The following is a 17,231-nucleotide window of genomic DNA, read 5'->3' as shown; positions in this document are numbered from 1 at the left end:
CGGACAGAAACGGCAAGGCCCATGAGCGAGAGCGATACCCGCACCACCCATTTCGGGTTCAAGGATGTGCCAGAAGGCGACAAGGCCGGAATGGTCCATGGCGTCTTCACCCGTGTGGCCAACAAATACGACATCATGAACGACGTGATGTCGGTCGGCATCCACCGGCTCTGGAAGGACGCGATGATGGACTGGCTGGCGCCACGTCCGGGCCAGCGGCTACTGGATGTTGCGGGGGGAACCGGGGATATCGCGTTCCGGTTTTTGAAGCGCGCACCGGAGGCCACGGCCACCGTTCTGGATATGACGGAATCCATGCTCGTCGAAGGCCAGAAGCGGGCCGAGGCGGAGAATATGGCAGACCGGCTGAACTGGGTCGTCGGCGATGCGATGGCTTTGCCGTTTGAGGCGAACACGTTCGACACCTATACGATCAGCTTCGGCATAAGAAACGTCACCCGCATTGCGGACGCCCTGTCCGAAGCCTACCGGGTTCTGAAGCCCGGCGGGCGTATCATGGTGCTGGAATTCAGCCAGTTGCCCAATCCGGGCTTGCAATGGGCCTATGACAAGTATTCCTTCAACGTTATCCCGGCGATGGGCCAGATCGTGGCCGGTGACCGCGACAGCTATCAGTACCTTGTCGAATCGATCCGCAAATTCCCCGATCAGCAGGCCTTCGCGACGATGATCCGTCAGGCGGGCTTTTCCCAGGTCAAATACCGCAACCTGACAATGGGTGTTGCCGCCCTTCATTCCGGCTGGAAGATCTGAGTTGCGCGGACCCCATAATATCTGGCGGTTGATCCGCACCGGGGCGACCTTTGAGCGGACGGGCGCGATGAAGATCGCGCTGGAAGGGCTCGACACGCCGCCGCGTCTGCGCGCGCTGGCACGGATCGTCGGCTGGCCGTTCAAATGGCTCGGCTATCGGGGCGACCTGTCGCAGCCGCCGGTAACGCGGGCGCTGACCGCACTTGGTCCCGCCTATATCAAGTTCGGTCAGGTGCTTTCGACCCGGCCCGATGTGGTGGGCGATGAACTGGCCCTGCAACTGCGTGTACTTCAGGACAAGCTGCCACCTTTTCCGACTGACATTGCAAAGGCCACAGTCAGCCACGAGCTTGGCATGCCGGTCGATGAACTCTTTTCCGAGTTCTCCGAACCAGTCGCGGCCGCGTCAATTGCGCAGGTTCATCGTGCCCGCGTCGCGAATACGGGAGCGGACGTAGCGGTAAAGGTGCTGCGCCCGGATATTGAGCGCGCCTTCCGCCGGGATATTGACGCCTTTCATTTCGCTGCGGGTCTGATCGAGGCGCTTCTGCCCGGCACCCGCCGCTTGCGCCCGACCGATGTCATCAAGCATTTCGAAGGCGTGGTGATGGGGGAACTTGACCTTCGGCTGGAAAGTGCTGCGGCGTCAGAATTCCGGGCCAACACGGAAAAGGACGAAGGCTTTCAGGTGCCCGAGCCGCATTGGAATCTCTCCTCGCGCGAAGTTTTGACACTGGGCTGGGCCGAGGGCATTCCGCTGGGAGAGGTGGAGGCGATCAGGGCGGCCGGGCATGATTGCGTGGCGCTGTCTGAACGTGTGCTGCAACTTTTCCTCAGCCATGCCCTTCGCGACGGCTATTTTCATGCCGACATGCATCAGGGCAACCTGAAGGTTGCACCGAATGGCGATATCGTCGCCTATGACTTCGGCATCATGGGCCATATCGACGAATATACCCGTCGCGTCTATGCCGAGATTTTGATCGGTTTCATCCGCCGCGATTACCGGCGTGTGGCCGAAGTGCATTTCGAGGCGGGCTATGTGCCCCGCGACCGCGACGTGGACGAATTTGCCCGTGCCCTTCGTGCCGTGGGCGAACCGATCTTCGGTATGGATGCGACCGGCATCTCGATGGCGCGGCTTCTGTCCTATCTGTTCGAGGTGACGGAACGTTTCGGAATGCAGACCCGGACTGAATTGATCCTGTTGCAACGGACGATGGTGGTTGTGGAGGGCGTTGCACGCTCGCTCAACCCCAACATCAATATCTGGCAGGTCGCGAAGCCGGTCGTCGAGCATTATATCCGCGAGAACATCGGCCCCAAGGCCCTTGTCCGCGATCTGATCCGCACGGCGCAGGTCGTCAGCCGTTTCGGCCCGCGTTTGCCACAACTGGCTGAAGCGCTTCTGATCCGGCAGACGGAAGAGGCAACGCCCGCCGAGAGACCTTCAATGCTTCGGTCGCTCGCGCTCGTCGCGCTAGGCGCGGCCCTTGCCGGACTGGCCATGGCAGCGGTCTTCTGGTTTTGATCCTCACCCGGAGGCGGCACGCAGGGCCGCGATATCGGCTGTCGTGATGACCGCGCCGCCATCCAGGACAATCTCGGGGCCGGACACGCCGTTCCGCACCTCGGTTATCCTTCCATAGGTCTGAATCGTGGTCGTTCCGATCAGTTCGCCACCGCTATAGCTTTCGAGGGTAAATGAATAGGCCGCGGATGGTAGCGGCGCCCCCGACGCGTCTGTTCCGGCCCAGTCCATCGGTGCCGAGGAGACCGCCGCTGGCGATCGCATCACTTCCCCACCACTCGCGTCGTAGACGACTAGCACGGCCTGATCCGCAGAGGCATCGGGGACCGGATAGAGCGTCAGTGGCGCGCCGTCGAACATGACCGGAGCGTCGACCCGCGCTTCCATTCCAACCCATGGGGCAAGTTGCGCCAAACCAGACAAACCGAGCTTGTCCGAAAGGGACTCCAGCAGTGTGTTGGTTTTCACCTGCTGTTCAACACCGGAAAATGTTGCAAGTTGTTGTGCAAATTCCGTGCTCTCCATCGGGTTCAGAGGGTCCTGATTCTGGATCTGCGTGGTCAACATCAGAAGGAAGGTCTGAAAGTCGCTGCTGATGAGATTGCCGCCCCGGTCCTGCGGTGCAGCATTGTTCGCCGTACCCGGCCTCGTGGTTGTTGCTGTTACGGAATCCATTCCTGCCTCCTGGCTAGAGCCTGATATCGAGCCCACTTTCGGTCACGCGTTGCGCAATCGGTTCGGTCAGTGTCGGGATCGCAGACGGGAGTGATGCATCACCGCTCTCGCCGATTTCGTCGGATTTTCCGTCAAAAATCTGCTGCTGGCGTGGGTGGTCGCCTGCACCAAAGCGGAACGTCAGATCCTGAAAGCCGAGATCGCGAAAATCCTGCGCAAGTTGGTCAATGTTGCGCCGCAACAGATCAAGCGTTTCAGGCCGCTCGGCTTGGAGCATCATCGTCAGCGCGCCGTCGTGAGTGACGAGCGACATGCGAACCCTGCCCAACTCCTCAGGGGATAATGTGACCTCAATTGGCCGGTCCGGGAACTGTGTCGCAAATTCTGCCAGCCGATGGCCGAGACCTGCAGGAAGGGCAACCAAACCAGTCGTCGTACGCTCGACCATGCGGTTTGGCATGAAAGGTTCAGGTACTGTTGAGGCAGGTGTATCTTCGGCACCTTCCGCTAGCATGTTGTCCACCGCCGTTTCGGCACGCGCAATCGCAGGCAGGCCTGAATTCGTGTCTGATGCCGCGACGGTTGCTTCGGCGGCAATCTTGCGTGCGGGGACACTCTCAACACCCTGATCCTCGGCTGGTAAAAGTGTTTCTTTTTCTGATCGCTTCGATTGCTCCGACCCATCGAGAGCGGTTGTGACGCTGGTGGCAGTTGTACCAACTAAAGCCTGGTTGCTGGCAGGTTCGGCAGTTGATCGCATTTCCGGTTCTAAGTGCTGCAGGACGGGTTGATGGACGGCCTGCACAAAAGGGAGCTGTGTGTTCGAAACAGCGACACGGACAGGCATTTCACGGCCTTGCGCAAGACGGCTTTCAAACCCGGTAACCAGTGCCTTCGCATTCGCGGCGGTTTCGGCAGACGGTTCAGCTGGCAAGTCGCCATCCTTGTCGATCCGGGGCATTGGAGTATGCAAATCGACCTGAGCGGACATGTGGATAGCGGGGTTGGGTGCGGCGCGTGGCACTTTTGGGTCCGCCGAAGAAAATGTCGGCAACAGTTCGTGCCGAAATGCTTCGGCGACAAATTCGCCAGACAGCGAGCCATCAGTCGCGCGTTGATCAGACAAGACTACTGATCGGGCAACCGGAATTTCTACATCTGTGGCGGCGCCGGAGAATGACGAAAGACCGGTTTCAAGCGGCAGGGCGACTGTGTTGCCAATCGCGCGAGTATTCTGCCTATCTGGAAATACTCGTGCTGCTGATGGTTCCGCAGCGCGGGATTCCGTCGCTTCTTTGGGTACGTCTTTGGCGCCTGGCGTGGGAAGCGATACCGTGGCGATGGCAACTGGTTCTGCCAACACTTCCTCGGGTACCGGGCCGAGATCAGCCCCGTCGCCCTGACAGAGCGACCGAACGTCTCTGGCGTGCACGGTGACATCCGGCAGCACCCCGACCTTTGTCATAGCCACAGGGTGAGTGGCCGCCGTGACAAAGTGCAAGCTGTATGCCTGTATCGTCGGATCAGATACCACGTCGCCGTTTTTATCATTCCCTTTATGGGCTCTTCGCGTCGCGTCAGCGTGAGCAATGAGAAAATCCGCAAGCGAACCCGCAAAAGCACCCTGCAGTATCGGGCTCTCCGGTGTGCTGGTTTTTCCAGCGTTAGGAATGAGAAACGGAATCGGTTCCATGAATCCACGACTTCTGCCTGTGTCGCGATCACATTGTCAGTGCGAGGTTACCGCTTCTTTACCTCGTTCAGCGGATAGTCACGAAACTATCCTTAATTGGAGATATGATGAGCGAGTTTCCCATAACAGCAGGCTCAGGGCGTGTTTTGCCCCCCTCACAAGACCAGGCACTGCGAACCGCCGCGCAAGAAATGGAAGCCGCATTTCTGGCCGAGATGTTGAAGTCGGCAGGACTGGGGAAGGTAAGCGACAGTTTTGGTGGCGGGGCAGGTGAGGAACAATTCGCGTCCTTTCTGCGCGAGAAACAGGCGGGACAGATGGCCGGCAACGGTGGAATCGGCTTGTCTGAGAGCATATTCGAAGCCTTGAAGCGGAGGGCTGCCGATGGCGAATGACATGTGGGCTGTCATTGCCGGCATCGCGGACCTGTTGCGCAAACAGCGGAACGCGCTGCGTAGCGGTGACTTCCCCGCGCTCGGGGCAGCGTCGGCAGAAATCACGGCGCTGCTCGAACGACTGGAGCAGATTTCCCGACATGGTGACGAGCACGAATTGGCACGGTTGCGCAACCTGGCGGACGCAAATCGCATACTCATTGTCGCGGCGAGGCAGGGCGTTCATGCGGCGCGGGAGCGTCTCGGTGCGATTGTCGCGGCGGGCGTGCAACTCAAGACGTATGACAGTCGGGGACGGTCATCATCTTTGTCCTGTTTTGGTGGCTCCATTGAGCGCCGGACGTGAGCCGGAACAGATCGTCTAAAAATGCGCGCATTCGGATTGGTGTCTTAGCGAACTGTTAGATTCTGATCGCCATGGTTGTCATTGCATCCGTGATCGGATGGCGCGGCAGGGCATATTCCGTAAGCCGCATCGGTCAGAACGCCACCGGTGCCGCAACGTGCGGCTTGTGAAACCCGGCGCAAAGCGCCGATTCAGTGAAGGACTCAAGAATGGCCACCTTCCACGCCCCACCGTGGTGCCCGCCGCCGCCGACAACCTTCTTGCGCTTGATGATAACCGGCGCGGCATTGCTCTGCCCGGCCATCCCACCAACCTTTCCTTTCACCCGATTTCACGACTAACAGCGACGCGTTAACACCGGCCTAACCTCCGGGCTCTGAACTCTGCTAAGATGGACCAGCACCAGTTGGGGAGGGGGCGATGCGGAAACTTCAGGCACAGGGCGTGCATCACATCACGCTGATGGGGGCGGACCGGCAAACCTCCATCGATTTCTGGGAGGGGACGCTGGGTATGCCCTTCGTCTTCGACCAGCCCAACCTCGACAATCCCGGCGAGGGGCACCTTTACTTCGACCCCGGTGACGGGCGGCTGATCACGATCTTTACCAATGAAGACCGGGTGCCCGATCCGAAACCGCGCCGCGCCGCGCCGGGCGAGGTGCATCACATCGCGTTCGCCGTCTCCAAGGCGGTCTTTTCGCAAGCGGTGGAGCGGCTCGATGCGCGCGGCATTAGCCACTCGGGCGTCAAGGACCGGGGCTTCATGGATTCGATCTATTTCCGCGATCCGCTCGGGCTTCTGGTCGAGCTGGCCAGCTACCGGTTCGAACCGCCCTTCGGCTATTGCCATGCCGATGTGCTGCACGAGGCGCATCTGATCCGGGTGGCATCGGGCGATTACAACATCGCCGAGGTCCATCTGGCCGATGCGATCGAGGCGCTGATCGCCCGGCGGCAGGGATCGCTGTCAGAAGAGCGCGGGCCGAAGGACCCGTATCGCTAGACGCAGGCGTCGAGCGAGGCTTTCAGCGCGTTCCACAATTCCTCGACCGGCTCGCAGCCGACCGACAGGCGGACAAAGCCGGGGTCCACCGCATCGCCCCATCTGATGCGGCGTTCGGCGGAACTGTGGACCCCTCCGAAAGAGGTCGCGGGTTGCAGGAGGGGGCAATTGTTGATGAAGGTCTCGGCCGCCTCTGCCGACGGCAGGGTCAGGCCGATGAGGAAGCCGGGCCGGGTCATCTGGCGTTGGGCCAGCCCGTGAGAGGGATCGGTGTCCAGCCCCGGATAGCGGATTGCACCGATCGCCGGATGCTCTGCCAATCGGGGCGCAAGGGTCGCGGCGCTTGAACACATCCGGTCGAAACGCAGCTCCAGAGTCTCCAGCCCGCGATGGGCGAGCCAGCATTCGAACGGACCGGGGATGGAGCCCGAAAGCTTCCGCCACTCCCTGACCGCCGCGATGACCTCGCCGTCACGGCTGGCCACATGGCCCGTCAGCACATCCGAATGCCCGTTCGGCGCCTTGGTATCGGCGGCCACCACGATATCGGCGCCAAGGTCGAGCGGGCGCTGGCCGAAGGGCGTCATCGTGGTGTTGTCGACCACTGTCAGCCCGCCCGCCGCGCGGACAGCGGCGGTGATGGCGGCAAGATCGCAGAGGTCAAGTCCGGGATTGGACGGGGTTTCGAGGAAGACGAGTCGGTAGCCGTGAAAGCCACCCTCCTCCATTTCTGCGGTCGGCCGCGTCTCGACCGTCACGCCAAGCCGCTTCAGGTAACGATCTGCCAGCAGCCGCGTCGTGTAATAGCCGTCCGAGGGGATCAATATCCGGTCGCCTGCGGCAAGCAGCGCGAAAAGTGGGGCGGCGATGGCTGCCATTCCCGAGGGGAAGACGACCGTCTCCGCCCCTTCCAGATGGGAAAGGGCCTGCTCAAGAACCTCCCAGTTCGGGTTGTCCGCCCGACCGTACGTCCGCACCCCCGCCGGGTCGCCCGGCAGGTGATACATTGCGGCAAGCGTAATCTGCGGCGGCACCGGATCGCCCTTGGAAAGCGTCTCACGGTGTAGGTGCAGCAGGCTTGCTGCGCGCTCTGCGTCGTTGTGCGTCATGGAAGGCTCCGCTTCGGTCCGGCGCGAGACTAAAGCGGCACGGAGCAAACGAAAAGGCGGCACCCGTCGGGCACCGCCTGTTCAAATCATGCCGCCGACGTTCAGCCGAAATCGACCGCCCGGTCCCCGTCCGCATCCTTCACCCGCGTCGGCAGGCCGATGCGGTTCAGCACGCTGATGAAAGGCTTGGGGTCGAGGTCTTCGACATTGGCCATCTTGCCCACATCCCAGGTCCCCTTGGCGATCAGGATCGCGGCCGCGACGGGGGGCACACCGGCGGTATAGGAAATGCCCTGGCTTCCCACCTCGTTGAACGCTTCCTTGTGGTCGGCGACGTTATAGATGAAGACCTCGGTCGGTTTGCCGTCCTTCGTGCCCTTCACCAGATCGCCGATGCAGGTCTTGCCGGTATAGCCGGGCGCGAGGCTCGCCGGGTCGGGCAGAACCGCCTTCACTACTTTCAGCGGCACGACCTCCAGCCCCTCGACCGTCGTCACCGGCTGTTCGGAGAGCAGGCCGATCGACTTCAGCACTGTGAAGACGTTGATGTAGTGATCGCCGAAGCCCATCCAGAACCGCACATCCGCGTCCTTGTAGCGCTGCGAAAGCGAATGCACCTCATCATGGCCCGACATATAGGCCTTCTGCTTGCCGACGACGGGCAGGTCCCACTCCTTTCCCACCTCGAACATCTTGTTCTCGCGCCATTCGCCGCCCTGCCAGGAATAGACCGTGCCGGTGAATTCGCGGAAATTGATTTCCGGATCGAAGTTCGTCGCGAAATACTTGCCGTGGGAGCCTGCGTTGATATCGACGATGTCGATCTCGCTGATGGTGTCGAGGAACTGATCCTCGGCCAGCCGTGCATAGGCATTCACGACGCCCGGATCGAAACCGACGCCGAGGATCGCGGTGACGCCCGCCTTCTCGCAGGCCTCGCGTTTCTTCCATTCGTAATTCGCGTACCAGGGCGGCGTTTCGCAGATCTTGTCCGGCTCTTCATGGATCGCGGTGTCCATGTAGGCCACGCCCGTCGCGATACAGGCATCCAGCACCGACATGTTCACGTAAGGCGTGCCGACATTGATCACGATCTGGCATCCGGTCTTGCGGATCAGATCAGCGACTGCTCCGGAATCCTTGGCATCCAGCGCATGCGCCTCGAACGTACCCGCGACCTTCATCGCGCCCTTCTCGTGAACCGAGGCGATGATGTCGTCGCATTTCGATTTCGTCCGGCTGGCGATATGCAGATCGCCCAGCACATCGTTATGCTGCGCGCATTTATGCGCCACGACCTGCGCGACACCACCGGCGCCGATGATCAGCACGTTCTTTTTCACTTCGGCTGTCTCCTTATTCTTTCGACAGGGGAAGGGAGGGGCGAGCCCTCACGACAGGCTGGAGGCGTAATCCTCATAGCCAAACTCACGCACCAGACGGATCGTTCCGTCGAGTTCCTTTATGGCAATGGACGGCATGCCGACGCCATTGAACCAGTTCTTCTTGACCATCGTGTAACCGGCGGCATCGGCGACCGAGATCCGGTCGCCCACGTTTAAAGGCCGCTTAAACCGCGCATCGCCAAAGATATCGCCCGCAAGGCAGGACTTGCCGCAGATCTGGTATTCGTGGTCGCCCTGCTGCGGCAGCTTGGCCTTTTCGCGGTAGATCAGAAGGTCGAGCATATGGGCCTCGATGGACGAGTCCACGATGGCCAGATCCTTGCCGTTGTTCAGCAGGTCCAGCACCGTCACCTCAAGCGAGGTCGAATTGGTGATCGCCGCCTCGCCCGGTTCCAGATAGACCTGCACGCCGAACTTTTCCGAAAACGCCTTCAGCCGCGCAGCCAGGTCATCGACCGGATAGCCCTCGCCGGTGAAATGGATGCCGCCCCCAAGGCTGACCCATTTGACCTTTTCCAAAAGCGGGGCGAATTCAGCCTCGATCCGGCCCAGCTGCTGATCGAAGAGGTCGAAATCCCGGTTCTCGCAATTGTAATGGATCATGAATCCCGAGATGCGGTCGATCACCGCCATGATCTTCACCGGGTCCCATTCGCCGAGTCGTGAAAACGGCCGCGCCGGGTCGGCAAGATCGAAACCGCTGGTCGAAAAGCGCGGGTTCAGGCGCAGCCCGCGCTGAATACCGGCGGAATGGTTGTCGAAGCGTTCGAGCTGGCCGATGGAGTTGAAGATGATCTTGTCGGCGTATCCCACCGCCTCTTCGATCTCGTGATCGGCCCAGGCGACGGAATAGGCATGGGTTTCCTTGCCGAACTTTTCGCGGCCAAGACGCAGTTCGAAAAGCGACGAGGAGGTCGTGCCATCCATATGATCGCGCATCATGTCGAAGGCCGACCAGGTGGCAAAGCATTTCAGCGCCAGAAGCGCCTTCGCCCCGGACCCGGCGCTCAGCCGGTCGATGATCTCCATGTTGCGAAGCAGCTTCGCCTTGTCGATCAGATAGAAGGGTGTCTGAATCACGGGCGCCCCCCACTGGCCAAAGGAAGGGCCCCTATAGGACCTCGGGCAGATTCCCGCAAGAGCCGCCGGGGCCGTGCGAGGGCGCTGCCCTCGCGCTCCCGGAGTATTTTCGGACAGAAAGTGAAGTAAACGCGCCCGCGTCAGAGCATGCGGATCGCGTCCTTGTCGACGGCCAGCATATAGCCGCGACGGGCGATATTTTTCACCAGCAACTCGCTGACCATCTGGTTGCCCAAGGCATCGCGAAGCCGCTTGATCCGCATCGCGCCCGCGCTTTCATCGCAATCGGCAGAGTTCTTGCCTGAGATGACGCCCTCGATCTCGGCACCTGACAGAACATCGTCATCCATCCGCGCCTCGGCCAGAACCGAAAGGGTTTCGATGGCGGCGGGGGTCAGCTTGAATTCCATGTTGTTCAGCACGACCGCATTCTCGGCGCGGCTGATCAGAAGCGACGACACCTGAATCCCCTGACGCTCGATCTCACCCATGCGCTTGTTCAGCGCAACGATCATGACGAGGAAGATCAGGGCGGCGACCAGAAGGCCGGTCGCGAAGATCAGAAGGATGAAGATGACCGTGCGGTAACTCGCCAGTACCTCGGAAAAGGCGGTGCCTGATTGCGCGAGAACCTCCAGAAGCTTGATCTGCTCACCCGTGCGCAGCGCATCATTTTCAACGAAGATCCGTTCGACCCGCGCGTTGAAGGCATTGGCATCGGGCAGCGCCATGAACAGCAGCACCGCCGCCAGCGCAAGGATCGCGACAATCGCCACGATGCCCCAGACAACGATCCGGTTGCCAGAGCGAAGCGCGTCACTCGTCGTGCTTGAGGTATCGGTCACGTCGCGGATTCCCGGGCTCGGTCAGTTGGAGCCTAGGATGGACACAATGGCCAGAAGCGTCCAGCCTTCCTTTTTCAGCTTGGGCGCCAGCGCCTCGGCCGCCGCCTCTTTCGAGGCGCAGGCCTTGTCCGGCAGATCCGCCGTGCCGTAGTCCAGCCGCAGGGGATCGTCCTGCTTGGCCTTGTACTCGACCTTGCATTTGGCGGCCGCCGGTCCGGCGGCAAGGGCGGCGGCGAGCGCCATGGGGATGATGAGTGTTCGCGTCATGATGCGATCACACTGCTCGGGGACGGAAGGCTAATCAATAACCAATCCGGTTTTTGCTCCCGTTATCGCCTAGCACGGCGGCGTTATTGCCTGCCGCATCAGGTCGGGCCCAAGGTTTTGCCATGAACTTACGGGGGCGCTGCCCGCCCATCCACCCGAAAGGAGATGTCCGATGAAAAGCCGCCTGATCGCTACTGTAACTGCCGCGACGCTTGCCTTCACCTCGGCATTCGCGACGCCGGTTTTCGCCGACGACCGCAGCAAGGACGCGCTCAAGGTGCTTCTCGGCGCGGCCGCGATTGGCCTCGTGATCAACGAAGTAAACAAGAACAAGCGCAAGAAGGAACAGCAGCAGGCCGCCCAGACCCGTCGCTACGACGATGAATGGAAGAATGAACGCTGGAAGCGCCCGCACAAGAAAGGCCACAAGAACCGCTGGATTCCCGCCGAATGCGTCTTTTCCATCCGCGGCGACGACCGCCGCCGCGATGTTGTTTCGGCGCGCTGCCTGGACGAATACGGGATCAACCGGCGCGTTCCCGAGCGCTGCGCCTTCGACATCAATACGCGCTGGGGCAACCGCACCGTCTATGGCGCGCGTTGCCTGCGCGACCATGGGTTCAAGATCGCTGACGGCCGTTGGTAAGGCCGCAGCGCAAGAAATAACTGTCGAGCAGTTGGTCCGGCATCCCTTGTACTCCGGATCGGTCCACTGGGCGGGTGCCACGGCACCCGCCTTTTTTCTTGCGCGCAGGGTCTTTTCGCGCAAGGTGGCGCCATGTCCGGAAATCCTGATCTGAGCTTTGAAACGGCCGCGCAAACCCGTGGTCTGCAAAACGTCGCTGGCGTCGATGAGGTTGGCCGGGGTCCCTTGTGCGGCCCGGTCCTCGCCGCCGCCGTGCGCCTTGATCCGGCGTGTATTCCCGACGGACTGAACGATTCAAAGAAGCTGACCGCCCGGCGGCGCGAAGCCCTGTTCGAGGCGATCATGGCCTCGGCCGATGTCGCTGTGGGCGAGGCTTCGGTGGCCGAGATCGACGAACACAATATCCTCCGCGCCAGCCATATCGCGATGTGCCGCGCGGTTGCAGGGCTGGCGATGGTTCCCGATCACCTGCTGATCGACGGCAACCTGATCCCGCGGGGTCTGACGATCAGTGCCGAAGCCGTTGTGAAGGGTGACAGCCGGTCGATGTCGATTGCGGCGGCCTCTATCGTCGCCAAGGTGTTGCGCGATCGCATCATGGTGGATTTGGCGCAACAGCATCCGGGCTACGGCTGGGAAAGGAACGCCGGTTACCCGACGAAAGATCACCTTGAAGCACTCCGAAATCTTGGTGTGACCCCACACCATAGGCGTTCGTTCAAGCCCGTGCACAATATCTTGTGCCAAGTAAAAACTATAAGTGCTTGATTCAAAAAAGAATTTGACGGCGAATCGCTCCTGACTCATCTTGGGGTCAACAAGAACGGCACCAGATGCCGGGGATGAGGCAGCGATGACGAAGACCATAACGAAGGGGGCTGTGAAGCTCCCGCTCAACGAAATTATCGACGGTGACTGCATCGAGGTGATGCGGTCCTTGCCCGCCGAGAGCGTTGATCTGATCTTCGCCGACCCACCCTATAACCTTCAGTTGCGCGGCGATCTGCACCGGCCCGACAATTCCAAGGTCGATGCCGTGGACGATCACTGGGACCAGTTCGACAGCTTCAAGGCCTATGACCAGTTCACCAAGGACTGGCTCGCCGCCGCCCGCCGCCTGCTGAAACCCAACGGCGCGCTCTGGGTCATCGGCTCCTACCACAATGTCTTCCGCATGGGCGCCGAGTTGCAGAATCAGGGGTTCTGGATCCTGAATGACGTGGTCTGGCGCAAGTCGAACCCGATGCCGAATTTCCGCGGCAAGCGGTTCACCAACGCGCATGAGACGCTGATCTGGGCCTCGAAATCCGAAGCCGGGAAATACACCTTCAACTATGAAGCGCTGAAGGCGCTGAATGAAGGCGTGCAGATGCGCTCGGACTGGGTCATTCCGCTCTGCACCGGTCATGAACGGCTGAAGGACGAGGCGGGCGACAAGGCGCATCCGACGCAAAAGCCCGAGGCGCTTCTTCACCGTATTCTCGTCGGCACGACCAATCCGGGTGACGTGGTGCTCGATCCGTTCTTCGGCACCGGCACCACCGGTGCCGTGGCCAAGATGCTCGGCCGCGATTTCATCGGGATCGAGCGCGAGGCGGCCTATCGTGAGGCGGCGACAAAGCGTCTTTCGAAAATCCGCAAGTTCGACCGCGAGGCGCTTGAGGTCTCCGCCTCCAAACGCGCCGAGCCGCGCGTGCCCTTCGGTCAGGTCGTCGAACGCGGCATGCTGCGGCCGGGCGAAGAACTTTATTCCGCCCGTGGCCAGCGCGCCAAGGTGCGGGCCGATGGCACGCTCATCGGCAACGACATCAAGGGCTCCATCCATCAGGTGGGCGCGCATCTGGAAGGCGCGCCAAGCTGCAACGGCTGGACCTACTGGCATTTCAAGCGGGACGGAAAACTGGTGTCGATCGACATCCTGCGCCAGCAGATCCGCGCCGAGATGGACGATACCCGCCCACATTGATCACAAGTTACCGCCGGTGCCTGTGGCTTGAACCACGGCACGAAACTCACCCCGCCGGAATGCACCCCGGCGGGGCTTTTTCTTTGCGGTTCGAAGCAGGGTTGGTCCGGTCCAAGCTCCGGAGAAACTGTCCTAATGAACCTGCTGAGCGGTCAGACCACTATTCCGGCCTTGCGGAATCCCTCGCACCAGCGCTCGCCGTCTTCCGGTCGGGCGCACATCCGACAACAGTTATCTGCGACAACGCTGACGTCCCAGCTCTCTGGTCGCAGCGCCTCCAACTCGCGCAGGGCCGTCGCGACCTCCTCGGCCCGCCCGAGATGCGCCAGCGCGGCCACCTTAGAGAGGCGCATATGGATCGCCGGGTCGGGCCAGCCGACGAACTGTTCCAGCGCGGCTTCGTAGCGGCCGAGCATGAAATTGATGTCAAACAGGTCCTCGCGGAAGCTAAACCCCTTGAACGGGTCCCGCAGCATCGCGAGTTCGACCAGTTCCAAAGCGTCACGGTGGTCTCCCAGAAGCGTCATCGTCTCGGCACCATGCACCATGGTGACAAAACTGTTGGGATTCAGCGCCATCGCTTGCTGCAGGTGATGCCGCGCACTCGGATGCTCGCCGATCAGCGCGTACGCCTTTGCCAGCTCGACATGGACATCCGATTCACCTTTGGCCAGCCGCGCCGCAGCAGCCGCGTGACGCCGCACCTCGGCGGCCACCTCCGATAGTGGCAGCGCCTTTGTAAAGGCCTCATAGGCTCGATGGGCGGCCAGCTTCGAATGGGCTTCCGCGAAGCCCGGATCAAGTTCAACCGCCCGTTCCAGGAGCCGAGGGATCTCGGGAGTAGTGCTGTCGCTCAGATACAGCCAGTCAGAGCGACGAACCAGATCGTAGGCGTCGATGTCGTTCGGTGGCTTGCGCAACGACTCGACCCGGTTGCTGGTCGCGACATGACCCGCGACCATAGTCGCGACAGTGGCCGCGATCTCATCCTGCAGCGCGAAGATGTCGGCGACCTCTCGGTCGTAGCGGTCGGACCAAAGGTGGCCCGCCGTCTTGGCATCGACGAGCTGGACTGAAATCCGTACCCTGTTGCCCGCCCTGCGCACGCTGCCCTGAACCAGAAAGCGAACCCCCAGCTTCTCGCCGACATCAATTGGGTCGACCTCCCGCTCGCGGAAGGCAAAGGAAGAAGACGACGCAATCATGAAGACTGATCCAAAACGGTTGAGTTCGGTATTGATGTCCTCGGTGATGCCATCCGAGAAATACTGCTGCTCAGGGTCACCGCTGAGATTGGCGAACGGCAGCACCGCGATGCCGTGCTTCTCAGCCGCCTCCACGCCGGGCGATGGCGGTCCGGTATCGGCACTATTCTCCTCGGCCAACCGCTCGTCGCGAAGCCAGTCTTCGAAGGCCGGGTCGCGAAGGGAGAAGCCGGCCAGCAGTTCCTCGCCAGGTGCGCCTGGGTCCAGCGCGACACTCTCAGGTTTCAGGGCGACCGCCTCATGCGTGGTGTGCAGGGCCATGTCAGCATTCGACCCAAGGTCTTTGCGCAGCCCGGTCAGCACCTGTCGAAGCGAAGCGCGGCCCTGGGCCTCATCCCGGTCGGACCAGAGGAGTGCGATGATTTCCTCCCGGCTTCGGACCCGCCCCAGTGGCCGCGCAAGATAGGCCAGAAGCGCTTTCGCCTTCTTCAATTTGATCGGGATTTCAGCACCACCCGCATCGGTCAGCGAGAAGCGCCCGAAGAGGCTCAAGCGAAACATGGTTTGGTTCGGCAGCACGAAATAACGGTCATCTAGCTATTTATAGCGACGAAATCACGTTCGACCTAGCACTGGCACGCACGCACTCACGGCCACGCTGACGAGATGATCACGGGCGACGCATAGATTGATCTTCATTGGCGAGGCAGATCAGCCGTCGCTCACCAGAAGGAGAAATCAAATGCTGCACGAGATATTCCTGAACGCAACAGTTCCCGGCGCCTGCATGAACGCGTTGAATGCAGCGAAAGAGCGGGATCGGCGGAGCAGACGGCATATCCGTAACGAATGCCATGCCGACAAGCCGCTAGCGGTACATGCATCCCGCCACGCGACTTTCCGGGAAAGGGTCCTATCGCTTTTCGTCCGCCCTGCACACGATGAAGTATGTCAGATTTCGGCAGAGTGAGACTGCACTCATTGTAGAACACCAAACGTCAAATGCGCCCGCAATGCCGTCCAACACGGCTGCGAGACATGGCCATATCTTTTTCTGGTACGCATCCAGCAGGGATATCTGCGAAACAAAATAAAAGGGTCAGCTTGCGCCCTTTGGCATCGGCAGATTGCCACGGTTGTAGTCCGTCCAGTCGCTGATATCGGGGTAGTATTTCTTCCGCCATGCCCGCACACGCGGGTTCATGCGCCGCCGCCAGAGCGGCGGGACCATGGCAAGGGCGGTCATGCCGGGATAGCCGAAGGGCAACTGGGGGGCCTCATCCGCGCTGTAGGTCTGCAAAAGCGGGAAGCGGCGGTCGGGTTTGTAATGGTGGTCCGAATGGCGCTGAAGGTTGATCAGCATCCAGTTGGTGACCTTGTGATCGGCATTCCAGGAATGACGCGGCAGGACATGCTCGTACTTGCCTTCGCCCAGATGGCGGCGGGTCAGGCCGTAATGCTCCACGTAGTTCACCAGTTCCAACTGCCAGATCGCCACGAAGGCTTGCCATATGAAAAGGCCAAGACCCACCCAGCCACCGATGGCGAGGGCAAGGGCAAGCGCCAGAAGCTGCAGCGCGCCGTAGCGCCAGAACGGGTTTGACTTGTGCAGGGGCGAACGCCCGGCCCGCGACAGAAGCTGCTTTTCCGCCCGCCATGCTGATCCCGGCCCCTCGGTCAGGACGCGGACGAACATCCGGTGAAAGCCTTCGTTGTAGCGCGCCGTCACCGCATCGCGCGGCGTACCGACATAGCGGTGATGGACCAACAGATGTTCAGTGCGGAAATGGCTGTAAAGCACCGTGGCAAGCAACAGGTCGCCAAGCCAGCGTTCCAGCCGGTTCTTCTGATGCATCAGCTCATGCGCGTAGGTGATGCCGATGGAGCCGGAGATGACGCCGACACCGAAGAAAAGCACGATCTTTTCCCATGGCACGAGATGGTCGGTGCGGGTGACATACCAGATCATCCCGTAAAGCGTGACCGCCTGAATCGGAAACCAGATCATGGTGATGAACCGGTACCAGAAGAGATCGGCCTCGGGCGTATCGGTATCGGGGTTTCCCGTCTCCCGCCCTGCAATGACGTCGAGGATCGAGGTCACGATCCAGCCATAGACAGGCAACAGCCAGACCGTCCAGCCGCCGACGGACGCCCCGATGATGGCAAGCGGCACGAGGATCAGCGACAGCCAGAACGGGGCTGCCGAGACGAAGCTGGAAACGGGTCGGGACATCGGGCCTCTGCCTCATGCCTTTTGGTCAGTCTAGTCTCGGGGCGGCTGCCGC

At 61.0% G+C, this 17,231-nt stretch carries 17 protein-coding genes and 1 pseudogene; 8 read left to right on the top strand and 10 right to left on the bottom strand.

The window, feature by feature from the left end; translation table 11 throughout:
* The first annotated feature begins 21 nt into the window (after window positions 1-21).
* Window positions 22-774, top strand: coding sequence for a bifunctional demethylmenaquinone methyltransferase/2-methoxy-6-polyprenyl-1,4-benzoquinol methylase UbiE (gene ubiE, locus QKW60_RS17120; protein WP_282370455.1), 753 nt, complete (start codon window positions 22-24; stop codon window positions 772-774).
* 1 nt (window position 775) lies between these two features.
* Window positions 776-2,305: a 2-polyprenylphenol 6-hydroxylase gene (gene ubiB / locus QKW60_RS17115; protein WP_282370453.1), complete on the top strand. Its 1,530-nt coding sequence runs from the start codon at window positions 776-778 to the stop codon at window positions 2,303-2,305.
* Window positions 2,306-2,308: 3 nt separating this feature from the next.
* On the opposite strand, the gene QKW60_RS17110 is transcribed toward ubiB, so the two are convergent.
* Together QKW60_RS17110 and QKW60_RS17105 are read right to left on the bottom strand one after the other, a co-directional pair.
* Window positions 2,309-2,980 (bottom strand): flagellar hook capping FlgD N-terminal domain-containing protein, encoded by a 672-nt coding sequence (locus QKW60_RS17110; RefSeq protein ID WP_282370452.1) that lies wholly within the window; start codon window positions 2,978-2,980, stop codon window positions 2,309-2,311.
* Between the two features lie 13 nt (window positions 2,981-2,993).
* On the bottom strand, window positions 2,994-4,673 hold the full coding sequence (locus tag QKW60_RS17105) for a flagellar hook-length control protein FliK (protein ID WP_282370451.1): 1,680 nt from the start codon (window positions 4,671-4,673) through the stop codon (window positions 2,994-2,996).
* 107 nt (window positions 4,674-4,780) lie between these two features.
* Between QKW60_RS17105 and QKW60_RS17100 the strand changes: the two genes are divergently transcribed.
* A complete protein-coding gene (locus tag QKW60_RS17100) occupies window positions 4,781-5,068 on the top strand; it encodes a rod-binding protein (RefSeq protein ID WP_282370450.1) in 288 nt (95 codons plus the stop codon).
* Complete coding sequence (locus QKW60_RS17095; RefSeq protein ID WP_282370449.1) at window positions 5,058-5,414, top strand: hypothetical protein; 357 nt, start codon at window positions 5,058-5,060, stop codon at window positions 5,412-5,414. The genes QKW60_RS17100 and QKW60_RS17095 overlap by 11 nt, the downstream gene beginning before the upstream one ends.
* Before the next feature lie 193 nt (window positions 5,415-5,607).
* Here QKW60_RS17095 and QKW60_RS17090 read toward each other — a convergent pair.
* Window positions 5,608-5,718 (bottom strand): annotated as a pseudogene (locus QKW60_RS17090) (chemotaxis protein MotB); the annotation flags it as partial.
* Between the two features lie 116 nt (window positions 5,719-5,834).
* On the opposite strand from QKW60_RS17090, the gene QKW60_RS17085 reads away from it, so the two are divergent.
* Complete coding sequence (locus QKW60_RS17085; RefSeq protein WP_282370448.1) at window positions 5,835-6,419, top strand: VOC family protein; 585 nt, start codon at window positions 5,835-5,837, stop codon at window positions 6,417-6,419.
* On the opposite strand, the gene QKW60_RS17080 is transcribed toward QKW60_RS17085, so the two are convergent.
* The 5 genes from QKW60_RS17080 to QKW60_RS17060 form a co-directional block, all read right to left on the bottom strand.
* Window positions 6,416-7,528 (bottom strand): cystathionine gamma-lyase, encoded by a 1,113-nt coding sequence (locus QKW60_RS17080; protein WP_282370447.1) that lies wholly within the window; start codon window positions 7,526-7,528, stop codon window positions 6,416-6,418. The genes QKW60_RS17085 and QKW60_RS17080 overlap by 4 nt on opposite strands.
* 101 nt (window positions 7,529-7,629) lie before the next feature.
* Window positions 7,630-8,871, bottom strand: coding sequence for a saccharopine dehydrogenase family protein (locus tag QKW60_RS17075; protein ID WP_282370446.1), 1,242 nt, complete (start codon window positions 8,869-8,871; stop codon window positions 7,630-7,632).
* A gap of 48 nt (window positions 8,872-8,919) precedes the next feature.
* The gene (locus QKW60_RS17070) at window positions 8,920-10,014 is read right to left on the bottom strand and encodes a carboxynorspermidine decarboxylase (RefSeq protein WP_282370445.1); all 1,095 of its coding nucleotides are present in this window, start codon (window positions 10,012-10,014) and stop codon (window positions 8,920-8,922) included.
* Window positions 10,015-10,154: 140 nt separating this feature from the next.
* The gene (locus QKW60_RS17065; RefSeq protein ID WP_282370443.1) at window positions 10,155-10,859 is read right to left on the bottom strand and encodes a winged helix-turn-helix domain-containing protein; all 705 of its coding nucleotides are present in this window, start codon (window positions 10,857-10,859) and stop codon (window positions 10,155-10,157) included.
* 21 nt (window positions 10,860-10,880) lie between these two features.
* Window positions 10,881-11,126, bottom strand: coding sequence for a hypothetical protein (locus tag QKW60_RS17060; RefSeq protein ID WP_282370442.1), 246 nt, complete (start codon window positions 11,124-11,126; stop codon window positions 10,881-10,883).
* A gap of 172 nt (window positions 11,127-11,298) precedes the next feature.
* Between QKW60_RS17060 and QKW60_RS17055 the strand changes: the two genes are divergently transcribed.
* The 3 genes from QKW60_RS17055 (at window position 11,299) to QKW60_RS17045 (ending at window position 13,738) form a co-directional block, all read left to right on the top strand.
* Window positions 11,299-11,772 (top strand): hypothetical protein, encoded by a 474-nt coding sequence (locus QKW60_RS17055; protein WP_282370441.1) that lies wholly within the window; start codon window positions 11,299-11,301, stop codon window positions 11,770-11,772.
* 132 nt (window positions 11,773-11,904) lie between these two features.
* Complete coding sequence (locus tag QKW60_RS17050) at window positions 11,905-12,540, top strand: ribonuclease HII (protein WP_282370440.1); 636 nt, start codon at window positions 11,905-11,907, stop codon at window positions 12,538-12,540.
* Between the two features lie 85 nt (window positions 12,541-12,625).
* Entirely contained in the window at window positions 12,626-13,738 is a 1,113-nt protein-coding gene (locus QKW60_RS17045) for a site-specific DNA-methyltransferase (RefSeq protein ID WP_282370438.1), read from the top strand.
* 152 nt (window positions 13,739-13,890) lie between these two features.
* Here the strand turns inward: QKW60_RS17045 and QKW60_RS17040 are convergent, their stop codons facing one another.
* Together QKW60_RS17040 and QKW60_RS17035 are read right to left on the bottom strand one after the other, a co-directional pair.
* Window positions 13,891-15,504: a hypothetical protein gene (locus QKW60_RS17040; RefSeq protein WP_282370437.1), complete on the bottom strand. Its 1,614-nt coding sequence runs from the start codon at window positions 15,502-15,504 to the stop codon at window positions 13,891-13,893.
* Window positions 15,505-16,042: 538 nt separating this feature from the next.
* The gene (locus tag QKW60_RS17035; protein WP_282370435.1) at window positions 16,043-17,179 is read right to left on the bottom strand and encodes an alkane 1-monooxygenase; all 1,137 of its coding nucleotides are present in this window, start codon (window positions 17,177-17,179) and stop codon (window positions 16,043-16,045) included.
* Window positions 17,180-17,231: the final 52 nt, after the last annotated feature.

Source organism: Albidovulum aestuarii (assembly GCF_029961185.1).
Classification (GTDB): domain Bacteria; phylum Pseudomonadota; class Alphaproteobacteria; order Rhodobacterales; family Rhodobacteraceae; genus Albidovulum; species Albidovulum aestuarii.
Note: the sequence above shows the minus strand (reverse complement) of the source record. Positions and strands in the feature narration are given on the sequence as shown.

Bases quoted from the DNA above. Each gene is read 5' to 3' on its own strand.
- ubiE (WP_282370455.1), top strand. From the start codon at position 22: ATGAGCGAGAGCGATACCCGCACCACCCATTTCGGGTTCAAGGATGTG.
- QKW60_RS17110 (WP_282370452.1), bottom strand. From the start codon at position 2,980: ATGGATTCCGTAACAGCAACAACCACGAGGCCGGGTACGGCGAACAAT.
- QKW60_RS17105 (WP_282370451.1), bottom strand. From the start codon at position 4,673: ATGGAACCGATTCCGTTTCTCATTCCTAACGCTGGAAAAACCAGCACA.
- QKW60_RS17100 (WP_282370450.1), top strand. From the start codon at position 4,781: ATGAGCGAGTTTCCCATAACAGCAGGCTCAGGGCGTGTTTTGCCCCCC.
- QKW60_RS17095 (WP_282370449.1), top strand. From the start codon at position 5,058: ATGGCGAATGACATGTGGGCTGTCATTGCCGGCATCGCGGACCTGTTG.
- QKW60_RS17085 (WP_282370448.1), top strand. From the start codon at position 5,835: ATGCGGAAACTTCAGGCACAGGGCGTGCATCACATCACGCTGATGGGG.
- QKW60_RS17080 (WP_282370447.1), bottom strand. From the start codon at position 7,528: ATGACGCACAACGACGCAGAGCGCGCAGCAAGCCTGCTGCACCTACAC.
- QKW60_RS17060 (WP_282370442.1), bottom strand. From the start codon at position 11,126: ATGACGCGAACACTCATCATCCCCATGGCGCTCGCCGCCGCCCTTGCC.
- QKW60_RS17055 (WP_282370441.1), top strand. From the start codon at position 11,299: ATGAAAAGCCGCCTGATCGCTACTGTAACTGCCGCGACGCTTGCCTTC.
- QKW60_RS17050 (WP_282370440.1), top strand. From the start codon at position 11,905: ATGTCCGGAAATCCTGATCTGAGCTTTGAAACGGCCGCGCAAACCCGT.
- QKW60_RS17045 (WP_282370438.1), top strand. From the start codon at position 12,626: ATGACGAAGACCATAACGAAGGGGGCTGTGAAGCTCCCGCTCAACGAA.
- QKW60_RS17040 (WP_282370437.1), bottom strand. From the start codon at position 15,504: ATGTTTCGCTTGAGCCTCTTCGGGCGCTTCTCGCTGACCGATGCGGGT.
- QKW60_RS17035 (WP_282370435.1), bottom strand. From the start codon at position 17,179: ATGTCCCGACCCGTTTCCAGCTTCGTCTCGGCAGCCCCGTTCTGGCTG.